This is a genomic window from Streptococcus sp. UBA3373 (assembly GCF_002360305.1).
GTDB lineage: Bacteria > Bacillota > Bacilli > Lactobacillales > Streptococcaceae > Streptococcus > Streptococcus alactolyticus.
Map to the genome: position 1 here is coordinate 1595 of NZ_DEQF01000053.1, position 16547 is coordinate 18141.

The 16547-nt window shown below is 40.5% G+C and carries 18 protein-coding genes and 2 pseudogenes; 18 read left to right on the forward strand and 2 right to left on the reverse strand.

Annotated features, from left to right (window positions below; all coding sequences use genetic code 11):
- The 6 genes and pseudogenes from B3R79_RS06755 to B3R79_RS06780 all read left to right on the forward strand — a co-directional run.
- Window positions 1-843 (forward strand): annotated as a pseudogene (locus B3R79_RS06755) (hypothetical protein); the annotation flags it as partial.
- Window positions 840-1358: an LPXTG cell wall anchor domain-containing protein gene (locus tag B3R79_RS06760; RefSeq protein WP_293695872.1), complete on the forward strand. Its 519-nt coding sequence runs from the start codon at window positions 840-842 to the stop codon at window positions 1356-1358. The pseudogene B3R79_RS06755 and the gene B3R79_RS06760, both read left to right, overlap by 4 nt.
- A gap of 59 nt (window positions 1359-1417) precedes the next feature.
- Entirely contained in the window at window positions 1418-2383 is a 966-nt protein-coding gene (locus tag B3R79_RS06765; protein ID WP_293695875.1) for a DUF6287 domain-containing protein, read from the forward strand.
- A gap of 11 nt (window positions 2384-2394) precedes the next feature.
- Entirely contained in the window at window positions 2395-2928 is a 534-nt protein-coding gene (locus B3R79_RS06770) for a hypothetical protein (protein ID WP_293695878.1), read from the forward strand.
- A gap of 342 nt (window positions 2929-3270) precedes the next feature.
- A complete protein-coding gene (locus B3R79_RS06775) occupies window positions 3271-3855 on the forward strand; it encodes a TetR/AcrR family transcriptional regulator (protein ID WP_235280865.1) in 585 nt (194 codons plus the stop codon).
- A 93-nt stretch (window positions 3856-3948) separates the two neighbouring features.
- Window positions 3949-5724 (forward strand): oleate hydratase, encoded by a 1776-nt coding sequence (locus B3R79_RS06780; protein WP_204984633.1) that lies wholly within the window; start codon window positions 3949-3951, stop codon window positions 5722-5724.
- Window positions 5725-5767: 43 nt separating this feature from the next.
- Here B3R79_RS06780 and B3R79_RS06785 read toward each other — a convergent pair whose 3' ends face one another.
- The gene (locus tag B3R79_RS06785; RefSeq protein WP_235280864.1) at window positions 5768-6049 is read right to left on the reverse strand and encodes a hypothetical protein; all 282 of its coding nucleotides are present in this window, start codon (window positions 6047-6049) and stop codon (window positions 5768-5770) included.
- Window positions 6050-6464: 415 nt separating this feature from the next.
- On the opposite strand from B3R79_RS06785, the gene B3R79_RS06790 reads away from it, so the two are divergent.
- The 3 genes from B3R79_RS06790 (at window position 6465) to asnA (ending at window position 8298) form a co-directional block, all read left to right on the forward strand.
- Window positions 6465-6698 (forward strand): hypothetical protein, encoded by a 234-nt coding sequence (locus B3R79_RS06790; RefSeq protein WP_235281319.1) that lies wholly within the window; start codon window positions 6465-6467, stop codon window positions 6696-6698.
- Window positions 6638-6946, forward strand: a complete 309-nt coding sequence (locus tag B3R79_RS06795; RefSeq protein ID WP_240892612.1) for a hypothetical protein — start codon at window positions 6638-6640, stop codon at window positions 6944-6946. Before B3R79_RS06790 ends, B3R79_RS06795 begins: the two co-directional genes overlap by 61 nt.
- 359 nt (window positions 6947-7305) lie before the next feature.
- Entirely contained in the window at window positions 7306-8298 is a 993-nt protein-coding gene (asnA, locus tag B3R79_RS06800; protein WP_235281308.1) for an aspartate--ammonia ligase, read from the forward strand.
- A 59-nt stretch (window positions 8299-8357) separates the two neighbouring features.
- On the opposite strand, the gene B3R79_RS06805 is transcribed toward asnA, so the two are convergent.
- On the reverse strand, window positions 8358-9221 hold the full coding sequence (locus tag B3R79_RS06805; RefSeq protein ID WP_293695884.1) for a hypothetical protein: 864 nt from the start codon (window positions 9219-9221) through the stop codon (window positions 8358-8360).
- Window positions 9222-9347: 126 nt separating this feature from the next.
- Here B3R79_RS06805 and rsmD point away from each other — a divergent pair, with 126 nt between their 5' ends.
- From rsmD to B3R79_RS06850, 9 genes and pseudogenes are all read left to right on the forward strand, one after another.
- On the forward strand, window positions 9348-9887 hold the full coding sequence (rsmD, locus tag B3R79_RS06810; protein WP_293695886.1) for a 16S rRNA (guanine(966)-N(2))-methyltransferase RsmD: 540 nt from the start codon (window positions 9348-9350) through the stop codon (window positions 9885-9887).
- A 22-nt stretch (window positions 9888-9909) separates the two neighbouring features.
- Window positions 9910-10407 (forward strand): pantetheine-phosphate adenylyltransferase, encoded by a 498-nt coding sequence (gene coaD, locus B3R79_RS06815; RefSeq protein WP_293695889.1) that lies wholly within the window; start codon window positions 9910-9912, stop codon window positions 10405-10407.
- Entirely contained in the window at window positions 10385-11473 is a 1089-nt protein-coding gene (locus B3R79_RS06820; protein WP_293695892.1) for a SepM family pheromone-processing serine protease, read from the forward strand. The genes coaD and B3R79_RS06820 overlap by 23 nt, the downstream gene beginning before the upstream one ends.
- A gap of 141 nt (window positions 11474-11614) precedes the next feature.
- Window positions 11615-11854 (forward strand): DUF3923 family protein, encoded by a 240-nt coding sequence (locus B3R79_RS06825; protein WP_168261245.1) that lies wholly within the window; start codon window positions 11615-11617, stop codon window positions 11852-11854.
- 217 nt (window positions 11855-12071) lie between these two features.
- The gene (locus B3R79_RS06830) at window positions 12072-12647 is read left to right on the forward strand and encodes a YutD family protein (RefSeq protein ID WP_293695895.1); all 576 of its coding nucleotides are present in this window, start codon (window positions 12072-12074) and stop codon (window positions 12645-12647) included.
- A gap of 21 nt (window positions 12648-12668) precedes the next feature.
- The gene (rlmN, locus tag B3R79_RS06835; RefSeq protein WP_154454473.1) at window positions 12669-13781 is read left to right on the forward strand and encodes a 23S rRNA (adenine(2503)-C(2))-methyltransferase RlmN; all 1113 of its coding nucleotides are present in this window, start codon (window positions 12669-12671) and stop codon (window positions 13779-13781) included.
- Complete coding sequence (locus B3R79_RS06840; RefSeq protein WP_293695898.1) at window positions 13774-14286, forward strand: VanZ family protein; 513 nt, start codon at window positions 13774-13776, stop codon at window positions 14284-14286. Before rlmN ends, B3R79_RS06840 begins: the two co-directional genes overlap by 8 nt.
- An 86-nt stretch (window positions 14287-14372) precedes the next feature.
- The gene (locus B3R79_RS06845; protein ID WP_204984626.1) at window positions 14373-15530 is read left to right on the forward strand and encodes a permease; all 1158 of its coding nucleotides are present in this window, start codon (window positions 14373-14375) and stop codon (window positions 15528-15530) included.
- Window positions 15531-16222: 692 nt separating this feature from the next.
- Window positions 16223-16547: pseudogene (locus tag B3R79_RS06850) on the forward strand (anthranilate synthase component I); the annotation flags it as partial.

A 16547-nucleotide genomic window follows, 5' to 3' on the forward strand; every position in this document is an offset into this window, starting at 1 on the left:
AACACAAAAGCTAAAGCAACTGCTGTTAAAACAGAAGCTGAAACTAAGAAAGCTGATGCAGAACAACGTTTAGCTGACGCAAAACAAGCGTTGTCTAATGCTCAAGCTAAATATGACGCCGCTGTTGCTGTTCCCGAACAAACAGCTACTGCCAAAGCTAATTTGGCTAAAGCTCAAGCTGACCTTGCAACAGCCAAAGCAAATGTTGAAACAGCACAAAAAGCTCTTGATGCTATTCATGCAAGTCAAGCTGAAAAAGAAGAAACTTTGAAACAAGCGAAAGCTGATTTGGCTGATAAAATTGTTGCATGGACAGAAGCTAAAGATGCGCTTGCTAAAGAAATCGCTAAATTGAATGAACTTCAAAGCGTTTCAACAGAAAAACAACAAGCATTGAGTGATGCAATTGATGCTGTAACTGCGGCTAAACAATCATTGGAAGATGCTATCAACTACTTGAATCGTCTTGAAAACAGCAAAGACAATTTGAGTAAAGCAACAGCCGCTAAAACAGAAGCCGACGCAAAATTGGCAACAGCAAAAGCTGAGCTTGAAACAGAACTTGCAAAACTTGCGACATTGAAAGAAACAAGTGACGCCGCTCAAGCTAAATACGAAGAAGTAAAAGCTCGTTATGATGCCCTTGTAAAAGCTCAAGACGAATTGAATAACAACGATAAAGGTGATGTGATGATACACCAACAACACCTATTGTTGATGAAAAATCTGAACTTGAAAAAACCAAAGAAGCTAAAGAACAAGAACTTGCAGATGCTAAAGTGGCTGTGGCTCAACAAGGAGAAAACATCAAAGGTCTTCAAGAATGGTTTGATGACCAAATGAATAGATATCTATCAAATGGTGGTAAAATTGAAGATCTTGATCCTAACAGCCAACTTGCGCATACACCAGATCTACTTCGTAAACTGGGCGTAGAACTCAATGAAGCTCGTGATAAACAAGCCTCAATTGAACAAGACATTGCAACACTCACTTCAGAAATTGCTTCACTTGATGAACAAATTAAAGAAGTTGATTCTAAGAAAGATGAACCTGTTGTGCCTAATACACCAACAACACCAGACAAACCAGAAACTCCTGTAACTCCAACAACAGATACAAAACCAAGTGAATCTGCACAAACAGATACTAATGGCCAAGCAGCTTATCATGAGGTAGTGACAAAAGCAGAAACACAAAAAGTGATTGACCGCCGAGGCGTTCCAACTTATCAAGCAACTGCTGAACTTCCAAATACAGGTGATGACAATACAGCAACATTTACGCTCATGGGATTAGCTATTACTGCCATGGGAATGTTTGGAGCAATAAAATTAAAAGGGAGAAAAGATTGTTAAAAATGAAGCAAACAAGCCTAGTTGCTTGTTAGTTGTTTTATATGAAAAAGAAGAATATCATGAAAAAGTTTAAGTGTATTATTGGTCTATTATCTTGTGCAGCCATATTAACAGCTTGTGGGACAAAAACGGATAACGTTAAAAGTACAAGCAGTACAAAAGCTAAGACTAGTCAAACATCTTCATCAACCAAGCCTTCATCAAGCACAGAAACGCAATCATCTTCATCGGAAGAACCACAAAAATCTGATGAAGAACTTTACGCAGATATTATCGCTTCATATCCAAATGAGTATCGTGTCGGAAAGCACACTTTTTATGACATTGACGGGAACGGAACAGATGAAATGATTGTTGGAAATGGCAGCTTTGCCTATGCACTCTACTATTTAGAGAATGGTGTTCCAACAGAGCTAGTGTCATCTAATGTTTCATCAGTAGGCGGTGTTCGTCAAGGATTTTCTATTTATAAAAACGGTCAAGTATCTTACATGGACATCTCTTCATTTAATGGAGAGGGGACTATAACGGATTATCAGCTTAAATCTGACAATACAGGTGTGGATATTATCAAAGAGTTAGATTATAAAATTGGAGAGACAGCAGATGATGGCTTACAAGATGTTGAAACATTGGATTACAGTACTCTCACTTGGCAATCTGCTTTTGATGCTGCTGATGCCCAAATGGATATTAATGCTATCCAAAATAAAGATTACAGTTCAATCGCTGGAACATGGCAAAATACTAAGGGAGGTGTCCTTACTTTTAATGCAAACGGCATTGTAGGAGACAATCTTACTGTAGACCCATTTAATAATGCAACTGTTGAAAATAGTATATTTAGTACTAGTGTTTCAGCTGCTCCAACAGGTAGCTATATGATTAAGTTTGCACCCCAAGGAACATTCTTTGTAACAGACACCCTCGAAAATGAAGTGTCAGATGTTAGTAAAGATCGTATTTGGACTGGGCAACAATATAATTACACAGACCCAAGTGCGTTTTATTACAAGGTTGATTAAAGGAGATAATGATGAACTATAAACGTATCTATGTCGCAACTTCATCTATTATTGGCTTTATTTCTATCTTTATGCCTTGGATTGTTTACAATTCTTATACATTAGATGCTGTTAACGATATATTTAACGATGGTTATTGTTTTGGAGTGATGTTTTTAGTTATTTTAGTGTTATCAATGATAGGTTCAGAAACGTTAGGTCGAAAACGCAAGTTAGCACTATTAATTCTTTCAGTTTTGATACTTATTTTTGCAATTGGTGATTTTATGGCAAACCAAGAGTCACTTACTCGGTTAGGAGCTTCTTTTGGGATTGGATTTTTCCTGACACTCCTTTCGTCAGCTTTTATAGCAATTTATGTTTTCTTAGCTAAGCAAGATGGTACAGAAGAAAAAATAGAATTTAACTCTGAAGATTTCAAAGAGTTAGGTCAAAAAAGTTTAAAAGTGGCTAACTCAGTAACAAAAGTATCAAAGAATATTGTCAAATCTGCTATTGATGAAGTAAAGAAAGAGATTCGAACAACTGATAAAGAAGAAAAGTAGAGTAAGAAATGGGATTTTTTAGGAAGAATAGCTTATTAATCAAGACCGTATGATTGAGTTATTAGAGTACTCTAATGCTCTAGAAATGACTCATATTGCTCTTACTGCTGACATTGCTCGTACGAATACAACAATTGCTTCAAATCTTACTGATGTTAATCAGTCAGTTAATACTATCAAAAATCTACGGTAAGTTTTGTATAAAAAAGCTACCTTGATAAATTTACGTGGACTAAAATCCTAAATGATTCAAAAGTCTTAAAAAGTAAACATAAGACTGACCATCTGGTTGGGCTTATGTTTTTGGTATAATGGTAGGGATAATGATAAGAGAGGGCGCAAATGACACAGGTAACCAAACGGGCTTTGGAGGAGGCGCTGAAGCGTCTGCTTCTGGAGAAGCCCTTGAGCAAGATTACAATTCAAGACTTGGCAGATGAGTGTGGGATTAGTCGGATGACTTTTTACTACCATTTCAAGGATATTTATGATTTGGTGGAGTGGTCGTTTGTTGAGGATGCCAATGCTATTTTTCAAGCAGCACCAAGCACTGAGAGTTGGGAGATGGCTTTGCAGCACGTTTTTGAGATGATTAAAAAAGACGAGCTCTTTATCATGAGTGTTTACCACGCGGTTAGCCGTGAGCAGATTGAGCGTTATTTGCATCTGGTGATCCATCATTTGATGAGCCAACTCATTGAAAAAAGCGTGGCGACTGCTGGCATTAGCCTGAAGGACAAGGAAGGGCTTTTTGTCACGAATTTTTACAAATATGCCTTGATTGGTACGTTATTGGACTGGGTCAAGTCAGACATGAAGGCAGATTATCAAGAATTGGTAGTACAATTGACCAGCTTGATACATGATCCACTGATTGGGACCTTGAGGGGCTTTGCGTCCAAAAACTTATCAAAACCCCTAAAATGATAAAGTTTTTATCACTTCCAAGCATTTGTTTATTGACTTTGTATGGGTAAATGCCTAAAATGAAAGCGATTAAAAATAGTGGAGGTCATCAATATGTATTATTCAAGCGGAAATTACGAAGCATTTGCTCGCCCTTTGAAACCAGAAGGCGTTGAGCATAAGTCTGCTTATTTGATTGGCTCTGGTTTGGCAGCCTTGTCTGCGGCTTGTTTCCTCGTGCGAGATGGGCAAATGCCAGGGAAAAACATTCATATTTTAGAAAAAGACCCCATTCCTGGTGGGGCTTGTGATGGCTATCAATACGCTGATATTGGCTATGTCATGCGTGGTGGTCGTGAAATGGATAATCATTTTGAGTGTATGTGGGATTTGTTCCGCTCTATTCCATCTATTGAAACCGATGGCGTGAGTGTCTTGGATGAATATTATTGGCTCAATAAAGCCGACCCCAACTATTCTCTCTGCCGTGCGACAGAAAAACAAGGGCGAGATGCTCATACTGACAAGAAATTTGGTTTATCTGATAAGGCAGCCATGGAAATCATGAAATTATTCTTCACCCCTGATGAAGATTTGTACAACAAACGCATCAACGAAGTCTTTGACGATGAAGTCTTTGATTCTAACTTTTGGTTGTACTGGCGCACCATGTTTGCCTTTGAAAATTGGCATTCTGCCCTTGAAATGAAATTGTATATCAAACGTTTCATTCACCATATTAGTGGTTTGCCTGATTTTACAGCCTTGCGTTTCACTCGTTATAACCAATACGAATCCATGATTTTACCAATGGTCAGCTACCTCAATTCCTTTGGCGTGGTATTCCATTACGACACGAAGGTGGTCAATGTCGAATTTGATTGCCAAAAAGACAAAAAAGTTGCAAAATGCATTGACATTATTCATGACGGTAAAGAAGACTGCATTGATTTGACAGAAGATGATTTAGTCTTTATCACAAATGGTGGTTGTGTAGAAAATTCAAGTTATGGTAGCCAAGACAGCCCAGCAAGCTTCAACAAGACCATTCGTGAAGGTAGCGGTTGGGATATGTGGCGTAAGATTGCTGCTCAAGATGACTCCTTTGGTCACCCTGATAAATTCTGTTATGACCCCGAACAATCCAACTGGATGAGTGCGACTGTGACGACCTTGGATGATAAGATTCCAGCTTATATTCAAAAGATTTGTAAACGTGACCCATTTTCAGGAAAAGTTGTGACAGGTGGTATTGTAACGGCGCGTGATTCTAATTGGTTATTGAGTTGGACAGTCAACCGTCAACCACAATTCCGTTCACAACCGGAAAACGAATTGGTGGTTTGGGTGTATGCTCTTTTCTCTGACAAGGAAGGTGACTTTGTTAAAAAAACAATGCGTGATTGTACAGGTAAAGAAATCTGTGAAGAATGGCTTTATCACATGGGTGTTCCCGTCGATGAGATTGAAGACCTTGCGACAAACAGTGCCAAAACCGTTCCTTGCATGATGCCTTACATCACTGCCTTCTTTATGCCACGTGAAAAAGGCGACCGTCCAAACGTTGTGCCTGATGGTGCTGTCAATTTTGCCTTCCTAGGTCAATTTGCCGAAACCGAACGCGATACCATTTTCACCACGGAATATTCTATCCGTACAGGTATGGAAGCTGTTTATACTTTGTTAGACATTGACCGTGGGGTGCCAGAAGTATGGGGTAGTACCTACGATGTGCGTGACTTGTTGCGTGCTACCGTTGCCTTGCGTGATGGCAAACCAATCACAGATTTGGACTTGAATTTCGTTGAAAAATTCATCTTGAAACAAGCCCTAAGAAAGACCGAAGGCACAGACATCGAAAAAATTTTGAAACGTTACCATGTCATCTAAACTGCTTTGACAAGACAAATAACCTTGGTGCTAGTCACCAAGGTTATTTGTCTATTAGTATGCAAAGGTTGTGTTCTAGCATTTCACTGAGAATGACAATCAATTCGTTTTCAGAGATATTTTCAGGACGTGCCAGCCAGTTAATATAGACTCCCATAATACCATTTACCATATACCTGATTTTAAGACGGTTTTCAAAGCTAGAATGGTTTTTCAGGTAGTGTTGGCCCAATCCTTTTTCCAAAATTCGTGAAAAATCTTTAATCAAGTAAGCATAGGCATTTTTCTGAGCGATGATTTGGTAAAAACTCAGGTGGCTTTTCATGATTTGATTTAGCTCGCTAAAAAAGAGCAAAAAATCAAATTCTTCCTGTGCGTTGAGGATGTCGTCTAATTGCGAGCTAGCCTCTGCGGTCGATATTGGCTAACTTGGCAAGTTCGGTGACGGTGATGTCATCCACATCTTTTGATTCTATTATAGGTATCTGTGTTCATTATAATGATTACATAGAAAATCTTCACTGATGAAGAAAAATAAAGGAGACATCACGTTTTTTCATATTTGACCATTATCCTAAGGTTGATGTGACCTTGCAAGATTTTGTGACGTGACCCTTGGAGAAACTCGTTTTGCACTAACCTTGACAATGATTATCATTATCTTATTTTGGGATTTTTAGTTTGCGTGTACTCGTTTTTAATCGTTGATTGTGAAAAAAAGTGGATCTTATCCGCTATGGATGCATACTTTTTATTGTGCTGCTGATTTTATGGGGATTTGGGTCTTTCTTTCTGCCTACTTGCGATATGACCATTTTTGGTTCTTCTTGCTTGGAACCTTTGGTGAAGTCGTTTGGGTGGCTTTTGAGCTGTATTGCTTGTGGCGTGCGGTGACCTATGAAAGAGAAGAGATTTGGGGCAAGGGCACTACTTTGCAAAAGGCTATTATTTTGATGCTTGTTTGCAAGTTTTGATTTTCTTTGTCAGTGTCAATCTCTTGCGCGTGGAATTGCACGATGAATCAATATTTAAATTCTGGATTTTCACACAAGTCATTATCTGTGTGGTACCAGGTTTGTTCTGGGAAAAACGTGGCACACGTATTGGAGCTAGCTGGCAACTTAACATCGTATTTGTCTTGGTAGCTGTCTTGTCTTTCAATCTTTGGAATATGTGGGCTCTCATTAGTCCGCAATATTACTCAATGAGCAGGAATCCTTGATTCTACATCGTTGGTTGAATTACCTTGATCTTTGCTCTTCGTGGTTGCTACATCTATGCCAATTACCACCAAAACCAAGCCGCTTGCTTGACGGTAAAAAGCCCATTTTCTAAAAGAATCTCCAAACCATTAAGCTGGTGGGACAAGCTTGTCCTAGCGGCTTTTTTGATTTTTTAGGGAGAATATAACCAAATATGTTAGATAATATAACATTAAAACTAAAAAATTTTAGAAATTTTCAAAAGAGTATTTCTTTTTTAGACAAATAGGTGTATAATAACTCCATTGTTGTATGACAATTCTAATGAATGGCACTTGAGAGCTTGTTTATTAGGGAAAAAGATTTTAAGGAGGAGCATATGAAGAAAAGCTTTATTCATCAACAGCAGGAGATTTCTTTTGTCAAGAATACATTCACTCAGTACTTGATCGATAAACTTGGCATTGTTGAAGTGCAAGGACCTATTCTTAGCCAGGTCGGGGATGGAATGCAAGATAATTTGAATGGTATTGAAAATCCCGTATCTGTCCATGTGAAAGAAATCACTGATGCTGAGTACGAAGTGGTTCATTCATTAGCGAAGTGGAAACGTCATACCTTAGCACGCTTTGGCTTCAATGAAGGGGAAGGGCTTTTTGTTCATATGAAAGCTCTAAGACCAGACGAAGACGAACTGGACCCTATTCATTCGATTTATGTGGACCAATGGGACTGGGAAAAAGTCATCCCAAATGGACGCCGTGACATTGATTATTTGAAAGAAACGGTGGAGCAAGTCTATAAAGCCATTCGATTGACAGAATTAGCCGTTGAAGTACGCTTTGATATTGAAGCGGTTTTGCCAAAAACCATTACGTTTATCCACACAGAAGAATTGGTGGAGCGTTACCCTGATTTAACACCAAAAGAGCGTGAAAATGCTGCCGCTAAAGAATACGGTGCGATTTTCCTTATTGGTATCGGGGGTGTTTTACCAGACGGAAAACCTCATGACGGTCGTGCCCCAGACTACGATGACTGGACTTCTGAATCAGAAAATGGTTACCACGGTTTGAATGGTGATATCATTGTTTGGAATGAAACCATGAACTCTGCCTTGGAATTGTCATCAATGGGTATTCGTGTGGACGAAGAAGCCCTAAAACGCCAAGTCAAAATTACTGGTGACGAAGACCGCTTAGAATTAGAGTGGCACCGCGCCCTCTTAAACGGTCTATTCCCACTCACTATCGGTGGTGGTATCGGACAATCACGCCTAGCAATGTTCTTGCTCCGTAAAAAACACATTGGAGAAGTCCAATCAAGTGTATGGCCAAAAGAAGTGCGTAATACCTACGAAAACATTCTCTAACAGGAAGAATAAGATGCAAACAAAAAAGTTGTTAGAAAATCTTCTAACAACTTTTTATGTTATTCACGTTGGCATTTCGTTAAGCCTCGAGCTTCTGCGTCAGATAGAGTAACTTGTGTGGTGCTTTTAGCATTATTTAAACCAGGACAACCAGGGCTGAAGTGGTAACGTTTTCCAGTTCGAGTGATATAAACTTGTGTGGTATCATCTTGTTGGGCAGCAGGAGCCTGAGCTTGTGCTTGAGCTTGGGCCTGCGCTTGTTGTTCGATTAATTCTTTTGTAGAAATGGCATTTTCAACAAGGGTGATACGATTTTGTAGGCTTGCTTTTGTGCCCTTGTCGTTAACCAAGTTGGTTTTATCTGTGGCATTTGCAATATTGTCGCGACTTTGATTGTCTTCTAAGTATTTGACCGCATCATCGGCTTCTGTGATGAGAATGGCCTGTTCTACCAAATTCGTGCGGTTGTTAAGGTCAGCTTTTGTTTCCTCGTCAGATACCAAATTCACTTGATTTCTTGCAGCTTGCAAGTTATCGCGATTGTGGTTATCTTCTAAGTTTTTAACGGCTGTCTTAGCTTCTTCATTGACGATGTTTTGTTCGACAAGATTAATGCGTTGGTTTAAGGCTTCTTTCTGAGTTGAATCAGGAAGATTATCAACGGTTGCTTTAGCGTATGCTAAATTGCTTCTGGTTTGGTCATCTTCTAGTTGTTTAACTGTTTTTTTAGCTCGGTTAAGTTTCTTGTTTTTAGTTGATTTCTTTATTTTTGTTTTAGTGCTGGCTTTTGTTGTTGATGTGTGACTATCTGCCAAGACAATTGCTGTATTGTCACTTGATGATGGCAAAAATCCTTGATCTGGAGTCATTCCCATAAGGGCAGCTGCCATGAAGAGCACGGCAAGTTTGACCGTCTTTTTCATGTATCATTCCTCCAAAAATAATATTCTTCTCATCAGATTATATCAATCCTAAAAAATTGTGTCAATAGCGTTTAGAGTTTATCGTTTTTTAAGGCAATTGCCCTGTTTTTTGCTATAATAGGTGTCATGAGAGTTGTAGCAGGAACATTTGGAGGGCGTCCTTTAAAGACGCTAGATGGAAAAATCACGCGCCCAACGACGGACAAGGTCAAGGGAGCCATTTTTAATATGATTGGTCCTTACTTTGATGGAGGACGGGTCTTGGATTTGTTTTCGGGAAGTGGCAGTCTAGCTATTGAGGCTATTTCGCGCGGTATGGACGAGGCGGTCTTGGTGGAACGCAACCGTCAAGCGCAGGCTATTATTACGGAAAATATCAAGATGACCAAGGCCCAAAACCAGTTTCATTTGTTGAAAATGGATGCCAATAAAGCAATTGGTGTGCTCAAAGGTCCGTTTGATTTGGTGCTTTTAGACCCGCCTTATGCCAAGGAAGAGATTATCAAAAACATCACGGATTTGGAGGATGCTGGGCTTTTGTCTGAGGAGGTCATGATTGTCTGTGAGTCCGATAAGGCGGTGGATTTGCCTGAGGAGATTTCTCGTTTTGGTATTTGGAAGCAAAAGACCTACGGTATTAGCAAGGTCACGGTTTACGTGAGATAAGAGCTATTGGAAAGGAAAGCATATGGCTAAAATTGGTTTAATGATGGGTTCTTTTGACCCTGTGACAAATGGGCATTTGGATATCATTGCGCGTGCAAGTCGCTTGTTTGATAAGCTGTATGTGGGCATTTTTTACAATCGTGATAAAAAAGGTTTTTTTAGCGTGGAAGAACGCAAGCAAATGCTGGAAGAAGCTTTGGCGGCTTTTCCCAATGTGACGGTGATTATGGCGCACGATTCCTTGGCGGTAGCTATTGCCAAGCGTTTGGGTGTTGGCTACTTGGTGCGTGGTCTTCGAAATGCTAAAGATTTGGAATACGAGGCAGATTTGGCCTTTTACAATCACCATTTGGCAGCAGAGATTGAGAGTGTTTTTTTGCTGACAGCGCCTCAGTGGCAACACATTTCGTCGAGCCGCATTCGTGAATTGATTGCTTTTCAAGCAGATATTGCTGATTTTGTGCCAAAAAGTGTGATGACAAAAGTGGAGGAAATTAATGACAAAAAACAATGGCTTTAAGAAGACACTCGGCAAAGTCGGTCATTTTTTGAAGCGTTTTAAGTGGTGGATTGTAGGTGTTGTGGGAGTTCTTTTTCTCCTGTTTAGCCTCTTTTACCCGCTGAATTACTATATCGAAATGCCTGGTGGTGCCTATGATGTGCGCAGTGTTCTGACGGTTAATAATAAAGAGGATGACGAAGAAGGGTCTTATAATTTTGTAGCGGTATCGGTCAGTCAGGCGACCTTAGCCCAGCTGGTTTATGCTTGGTTGACCCCGCATACCGAGATTTCCACAGCTAAGGAAACCACAGGTGGTTACAGTAATGAGGATTACCTGCGTATCAATGATTATTATATGCAGACCTCACAAAATACAGCTACTTATGAAGCACTGACTTTGGCTGGCCAACCTGTTACTCTTGATTATGAAGGGGTTTATGTCCTAAACGTCAGCGATAATTCAACCTTCAAGGGCATTTTAAACATCGCCGATACTGTAACTGGCATTAACGGTCAGACCTTTAACAGTTCGGCAGAGCTGATGGCTTATGTGGCTGATTTGGATTTGGGTTCTGAAGTAACGGTTCAATACACTTTAGACGGCAAGGCCAAAGAAGCAACGGGTAAAATCATTGAATTGTCAAATGGTAAAAATGGAATTGGTATTGGTTTGGTGGACCATACCAAAGTATCGTCAGACATTCCTGTTGACTTTCACACCAGTGGTGTCGGCGGTCCAAGTGCTGGTTTGATGTTCACCCTTGATATTTACGACCAATTGACCCAAGAAAACCTTCGTAAAGGGCGCAAGATTGCTGGAACAGGAACCATTGAAAGTGATGGTTCTGTGGGCGACATCGGTGGAGCGGCTCTTAAGGTTATCTCTGCGGCAAAATCAGGTGCGGATATTTTCTTCGTGCCAAATAACCCGGTAGATGAGGAAACCTTGAAGCAAGACCCCGATGCTAAGACCAACTATGAAGAAGCGGTTGAGGCTGCCAAAAGCATCGATACAGATATGAAAATCGTCCCTGTCACAACGGTTCAAAAAGCCATTGACTATCTTCGTGACACGGATAAATAAACAAACAAAGCTCCTAGTTCTTCTTCTCCTAGCAGAAAGAAGGTCCTAGGGGCTTTTTAATGAATTTTTTAATTTTTTCTTAAGCTTTCTCCGCTACAATGTCACTAAGCGTAAATAATAGATTGTTTGTAGGAGTAACTTATGAAAAACTGGCAGAAGCGCTTTATCATCTGGTTTAACTTGGCCATTTTGTTTGTTTTTTTAGATGTCAGTTTACTGATATTTGTTCGCTCGATTAACCACGAAGGGATTTATCAGACCACGGCAATGAAATGGGAAACCTTCTTTGTTTGGGCACTTTGCTACGCGATTGTGTGTCTGGGTCAGATTTTAGGGTATGTGCTGTTTAAACGTCGCAAATCAGCAAGAAGTGGGAGTTAAGCCTCGTTTGTCAACCAAAAGAAAAAAGAAGTGCGTCAAAAGAACCTGACAAGCTTCTTTTTTAGTCTATTGGAAGCTTTCTAGCGACTAGCGGTTGGCGATTTTCAAAAATCAAAAAATAGTGTATAATAAAAAGGTTACGACTGCCACCAAGCTTTTTTAATGAGCAAGTTTTTTGCTGGCAGCATGCGTTTAACTATGGATTGAGAGGAGACCGATGAGAAAAGAGATCTCTCCTGAAATGTACAACTACAACAAGTTTCCTGGTCCACAGTTTGTGGCCTTTCCTGACCGTATTAAAAGTGAAACGATTGAGTTGTTCATTTTGGAAAATACAAAAGATGCCCTTGATGTGACTGTCTTTAGCCAACGTTTTTCAGATATTTTGCTCAAATACGATTACATTGTTGGTGACTGGGGCAACGACCAGTTACGTCTTAAGGGATTTTATAAAGATGACAGATATGTCAAAAAATCACGTTGCATTTCGCATTTAGAAGACTATTTAAAAGAATATTGTAATTTTGGGTGTGCTTACTTTGTGCTCGAAAACAAGTCACCGAGAAAGGAAAAGGCAGATGAGCGCCGAAAAGGTAAAAGCAGCCGACATAGCAAGCGCTCAGCGTCCGCATCAAAAGAAATGAATGACAAAGGGCGTGAACGCTCTCATCACAAATTTTTTACCAAAAAACACCACTCTGATAAAAAACAAAAACCACTGACTGAACGTCAGACCAAAAAAGAAGTTACTTCGACATCACACCATTTTGTGATTTCCAAAAAGAAACGATAGAAAGGATTTTGTATTTACAACATGCAAACAGAAACAAAAGAAGTTAAGCCTTCTATTTATGGCTTGACACGCGATGAATTGATTGAATGGGCGATTGAACACGGGGAAAAGAAATTCCGTGCGACACAAATTTGGGATTGGTTGTACCGCAAACGCGTCCAATCTTTTGAAGAAATGACCAACATCTCTAAAGACTTTATCGCGGTTTTAAATGAGAATTTCTGCGTCAATCCTTTGAAACAACGCATTGTTCAAGAAGCTTCTGACGGAACGGTGAAATACTTATTTGAATTGCCAGATGGCATGCTGATTGAAACCGTATTGATGCGTCAACACTATGGTTTGTCAGTCTGCGTGACGACCCAAGTGGGTTGTAACATCGGTTGTTCGTTTTGTGCCAGCGGTTTGATTAAAAAACAACGTGACTTGACCAGCGGTGAAATCACATCACAAATCATGATGGTGCAAAAATACTTTGACGAACGTCATCAAGGTGAACGCGTCAGCCATGTGGTGGTCATGGGAATTGGTGAACCATTTGATAACTATGACAATGTGCTGCGCTTTTTACGCACCATTAACGATGACAATGGGTTGGCTATTGGTGCCCGCCATATTACCGTATCAACTTCAGGTTTGGCTCATAAAATCCGTGAATTTGCCCAAGAAAGCTTGCAAGTCAACCTTGCGGTTTCTCTTCACGCGCCAAACAATGAATTGCGTTCTCAAATCATGCGCATCAACCGTTCATTCCCACTGGAAAAACTCTTTTCAGCGATTGAATACTACATTGAAACCACTAACCGCCGTGTAACCTTTGAATACATCATGCTAAACGGTGTCAATGATTCGCCAGAAAATGCTCAAGAATTGGCTGATTTAACCAAGAAAATCCGCAAATTATCTTACATCAACTTGATTCCTTACAACCCTGTATCAGAGCACGACCAATATAGCCGCTCAAGTAAGGAGCGTGTGGCAGCCTTCTACGATGTGCTCAAGAAAAACGGCGTTAATTGTGTGGTGCGTCAAGAACACGGAACTGATATTGATGCGGCTTGTGGTCAATTGCGTTCAAATACCATGAAAAAAGACCGTCAAAAAGCAGCGGTGAAAGAGCAAGCAGATGCCTAATTGGTTGGATAGCCGTGGGGAACTCGTGCCTTCCATGCGTCGTCTAACGCGCATCTTGGTAATTCTCTACGCCCTCATGGTAGCTTGGATGTGCTTTTCTCCACAACCCATTATCATTGATGGTGTCGAAACCCCAAACTTGATTGCTCACGGTCGTTTGCGTTTATTGCTTGTACCTTTTAATACCTTTTTGTCCTTTGGGCAATTAGAAGGTTTCAAGGAAATCTTTTGGGTCATTCTCCAAAATGTCATGAATGTCTTTTTACTCTTTCCTTTGATGTTGGGCTTGATTGCCCTTTTTCCAAGGTGGCGAAGTCTGAGCCAAGCAGCGCTTTTAGCCTTCTTGATTAGCCTAGGCATTGAAAGCACGCAATTGTTGGTGGATGTCTTGTACAATGCCAACCGTGTTTTTGAGATTGATGACTTATGGACAAATACCTTGGGTGGTGTACTGGCCTTTCTGGTTTATCGCTGGCTGGTGCGCCTTCTTAACCCAAGTCATTAACCAATTTGCCTTGGCAGATTGGTTTTTATGATGTAAACGTTCTCCTAGGTTTTACAAGTTTCCGTAGGCGTATTATAATGGTAGGTATGGCAAATGAAAATGTTCGAATTGTTTTAAACCAAGAGATTGCTCAGCAGCTCCATTTGGAGAAGGGGCAGGTGATAGAAGCGGAGTTAGATGTCAATCGCCTGCTCATCCAAACGGGCGAAGAACCCAAGCGTCAGACGCTATCCAGCTGGGTCGTCATCGTGGCAACACTGGTTCTATGTTCGCTTTTTTATGCCCTTAGTGCTCTTCAAAATAGAAACCAAATTTTATTAGTGGGGGATTATTCGATTATTACCTTCCTGATTGCTTTTGCGGGGGTTTTAGGGATGACGGTTTTCACCATCAATTTGATTCGAAACCGTCAGCTATTTTTAGGAGGACTAAAGGCGCGTGTATTCTGGCGGATGTTGCCTATCATCGTGGCATCTTTTACGGTGATTTTGCTGCTGGCCTTGCTGGCTTTGGGCTGGCTTTTGGAGCAGATTTTCACAGGAGCATCCTTTGACAAATTCACGGCTAGCTTGATTTTGGGCGCTGCCCTTTATGCTGTCAGCGTTTTTTGGGGACAAATAGCAGAGCAGATTAGGGCGACTTGGTTGACCACTGTATTTACCATTATCATGATTAGCGGTGTCTTTGCTTCCATGGCTTCCAATAGTTCTAGGGAATGGTGGCACTTTAACCTGAGTTTCCTAGGCACGCAAGAGGCAAGGGACAGTTGGCAATTCAACTTGACTTTGATGCTGTCTGCCTTGATTTTAGTGACCTTGGTGGATTACCTCTTTGTCGCCTTGGGTGAAAAATACGCTAAAAACTGGAAATTGACGCTGATGCGCGTGATGTTGACCTTGCTGGGGCTTGATTTGGGAGCGGTTGGTTATTTCCCAAATAATGCCAATTCTCATGTTCTTCATACGCGTGTGGCAGGCTATTTGGTTTTGATTATCATCGCTTTAATCATCAGTGTTCGCTGGCTACTGCCCAATGTCACCAAGGACTTTTTGATTATGTCTTACGCCATTGGTGGCATGCTAGTTGTCTTGCAGATTGCCTTCCAAGGTGTGCACTACTTGTCTTTGACTGCCTTTGAAATCAGCGCTTTCTTGTTGGCCTTTACTTGGCTGATAAGGCTGTTCAACCACTTAGAGCAACTCATCGTGACGGATAAGAAAATCGTGCACCTAACCATTGAATAAAAAAACTCATCTCTTAACCTCGTTTGGTTAAGAGATTTTTTTAATGAAAACAATATTTTTAGAAAATTTAAAAAAATCTATTGACAAGCCTATTTGAAGCTCGTATAATATAAGGCAATCAGAAAGTAACAGAAAATGATTTTCAGGGAGCCCATGGTAACTGCGAATGGGTAATGTTTTTTTGTGAAAATTGGGCTGATGGTAATGGTTGAAAATAACACATGTTTTTCAGGTAGGCACCCCTTATCGTGCAACTCCTTGTTGGAGGAGATAGAGATGACGGCAGTTTAATAGCTTTTTTCCGTCAAAATGAGGTGGCACCGCGCTAAAATAGACGCCCTCACACAGATAGTTTTTTTCTGTGTGAGGGTTTTTGTTTTATATGGTGATAAGATTTTCAATCCTATAATAGTGAAATGAACGCTGATGATCTAGGCAGGTTATGGGCGGCAAGTTTCAGGTAGACACCCCTTATCGTGCAACTCCTTGTTAGAGGAGATAGAGATGACGGCAGTTTGATAACTTTTTTCCGTCAAGATGAGGTGGCACCGCGCTAAATAGACGCCCTCACACAGCTATTTTTTGCTGTGTGGGGCTTTTTCTTTACCTTGGAGGTGACTGATGAAAAGACGCGATAAAGGCTGGCGAATCAGCTGATAACCCAAATATTTCAAGAATAGAAAGGACTATGTATGAGAACGATTTTAACAGCTGATACTTTGACGCCTATTTTGGCTTACTTACGCATTCAAGGAAAACATAAGGTTATCTTGGAGTCTATTCCCAGAGAAAAAGAAAATGCTCGTTTTTCCATCGTGGCTTACAATCCCGTTTTTGACATCAGTTTTGACGAGGGCAAGTTGACTCAAAATGGAAAGGAGATTGCGGCAGATCCTTTGGATTACCTCAATCATCTAACGGTTAAAAATAGTGAGAGTGATTTGCCTTTTGCTGGTGGGGCAATTGGTTTTGTGGGTTATGACATGATCGGGCTTTATGAGGCGATCGGGGATATTC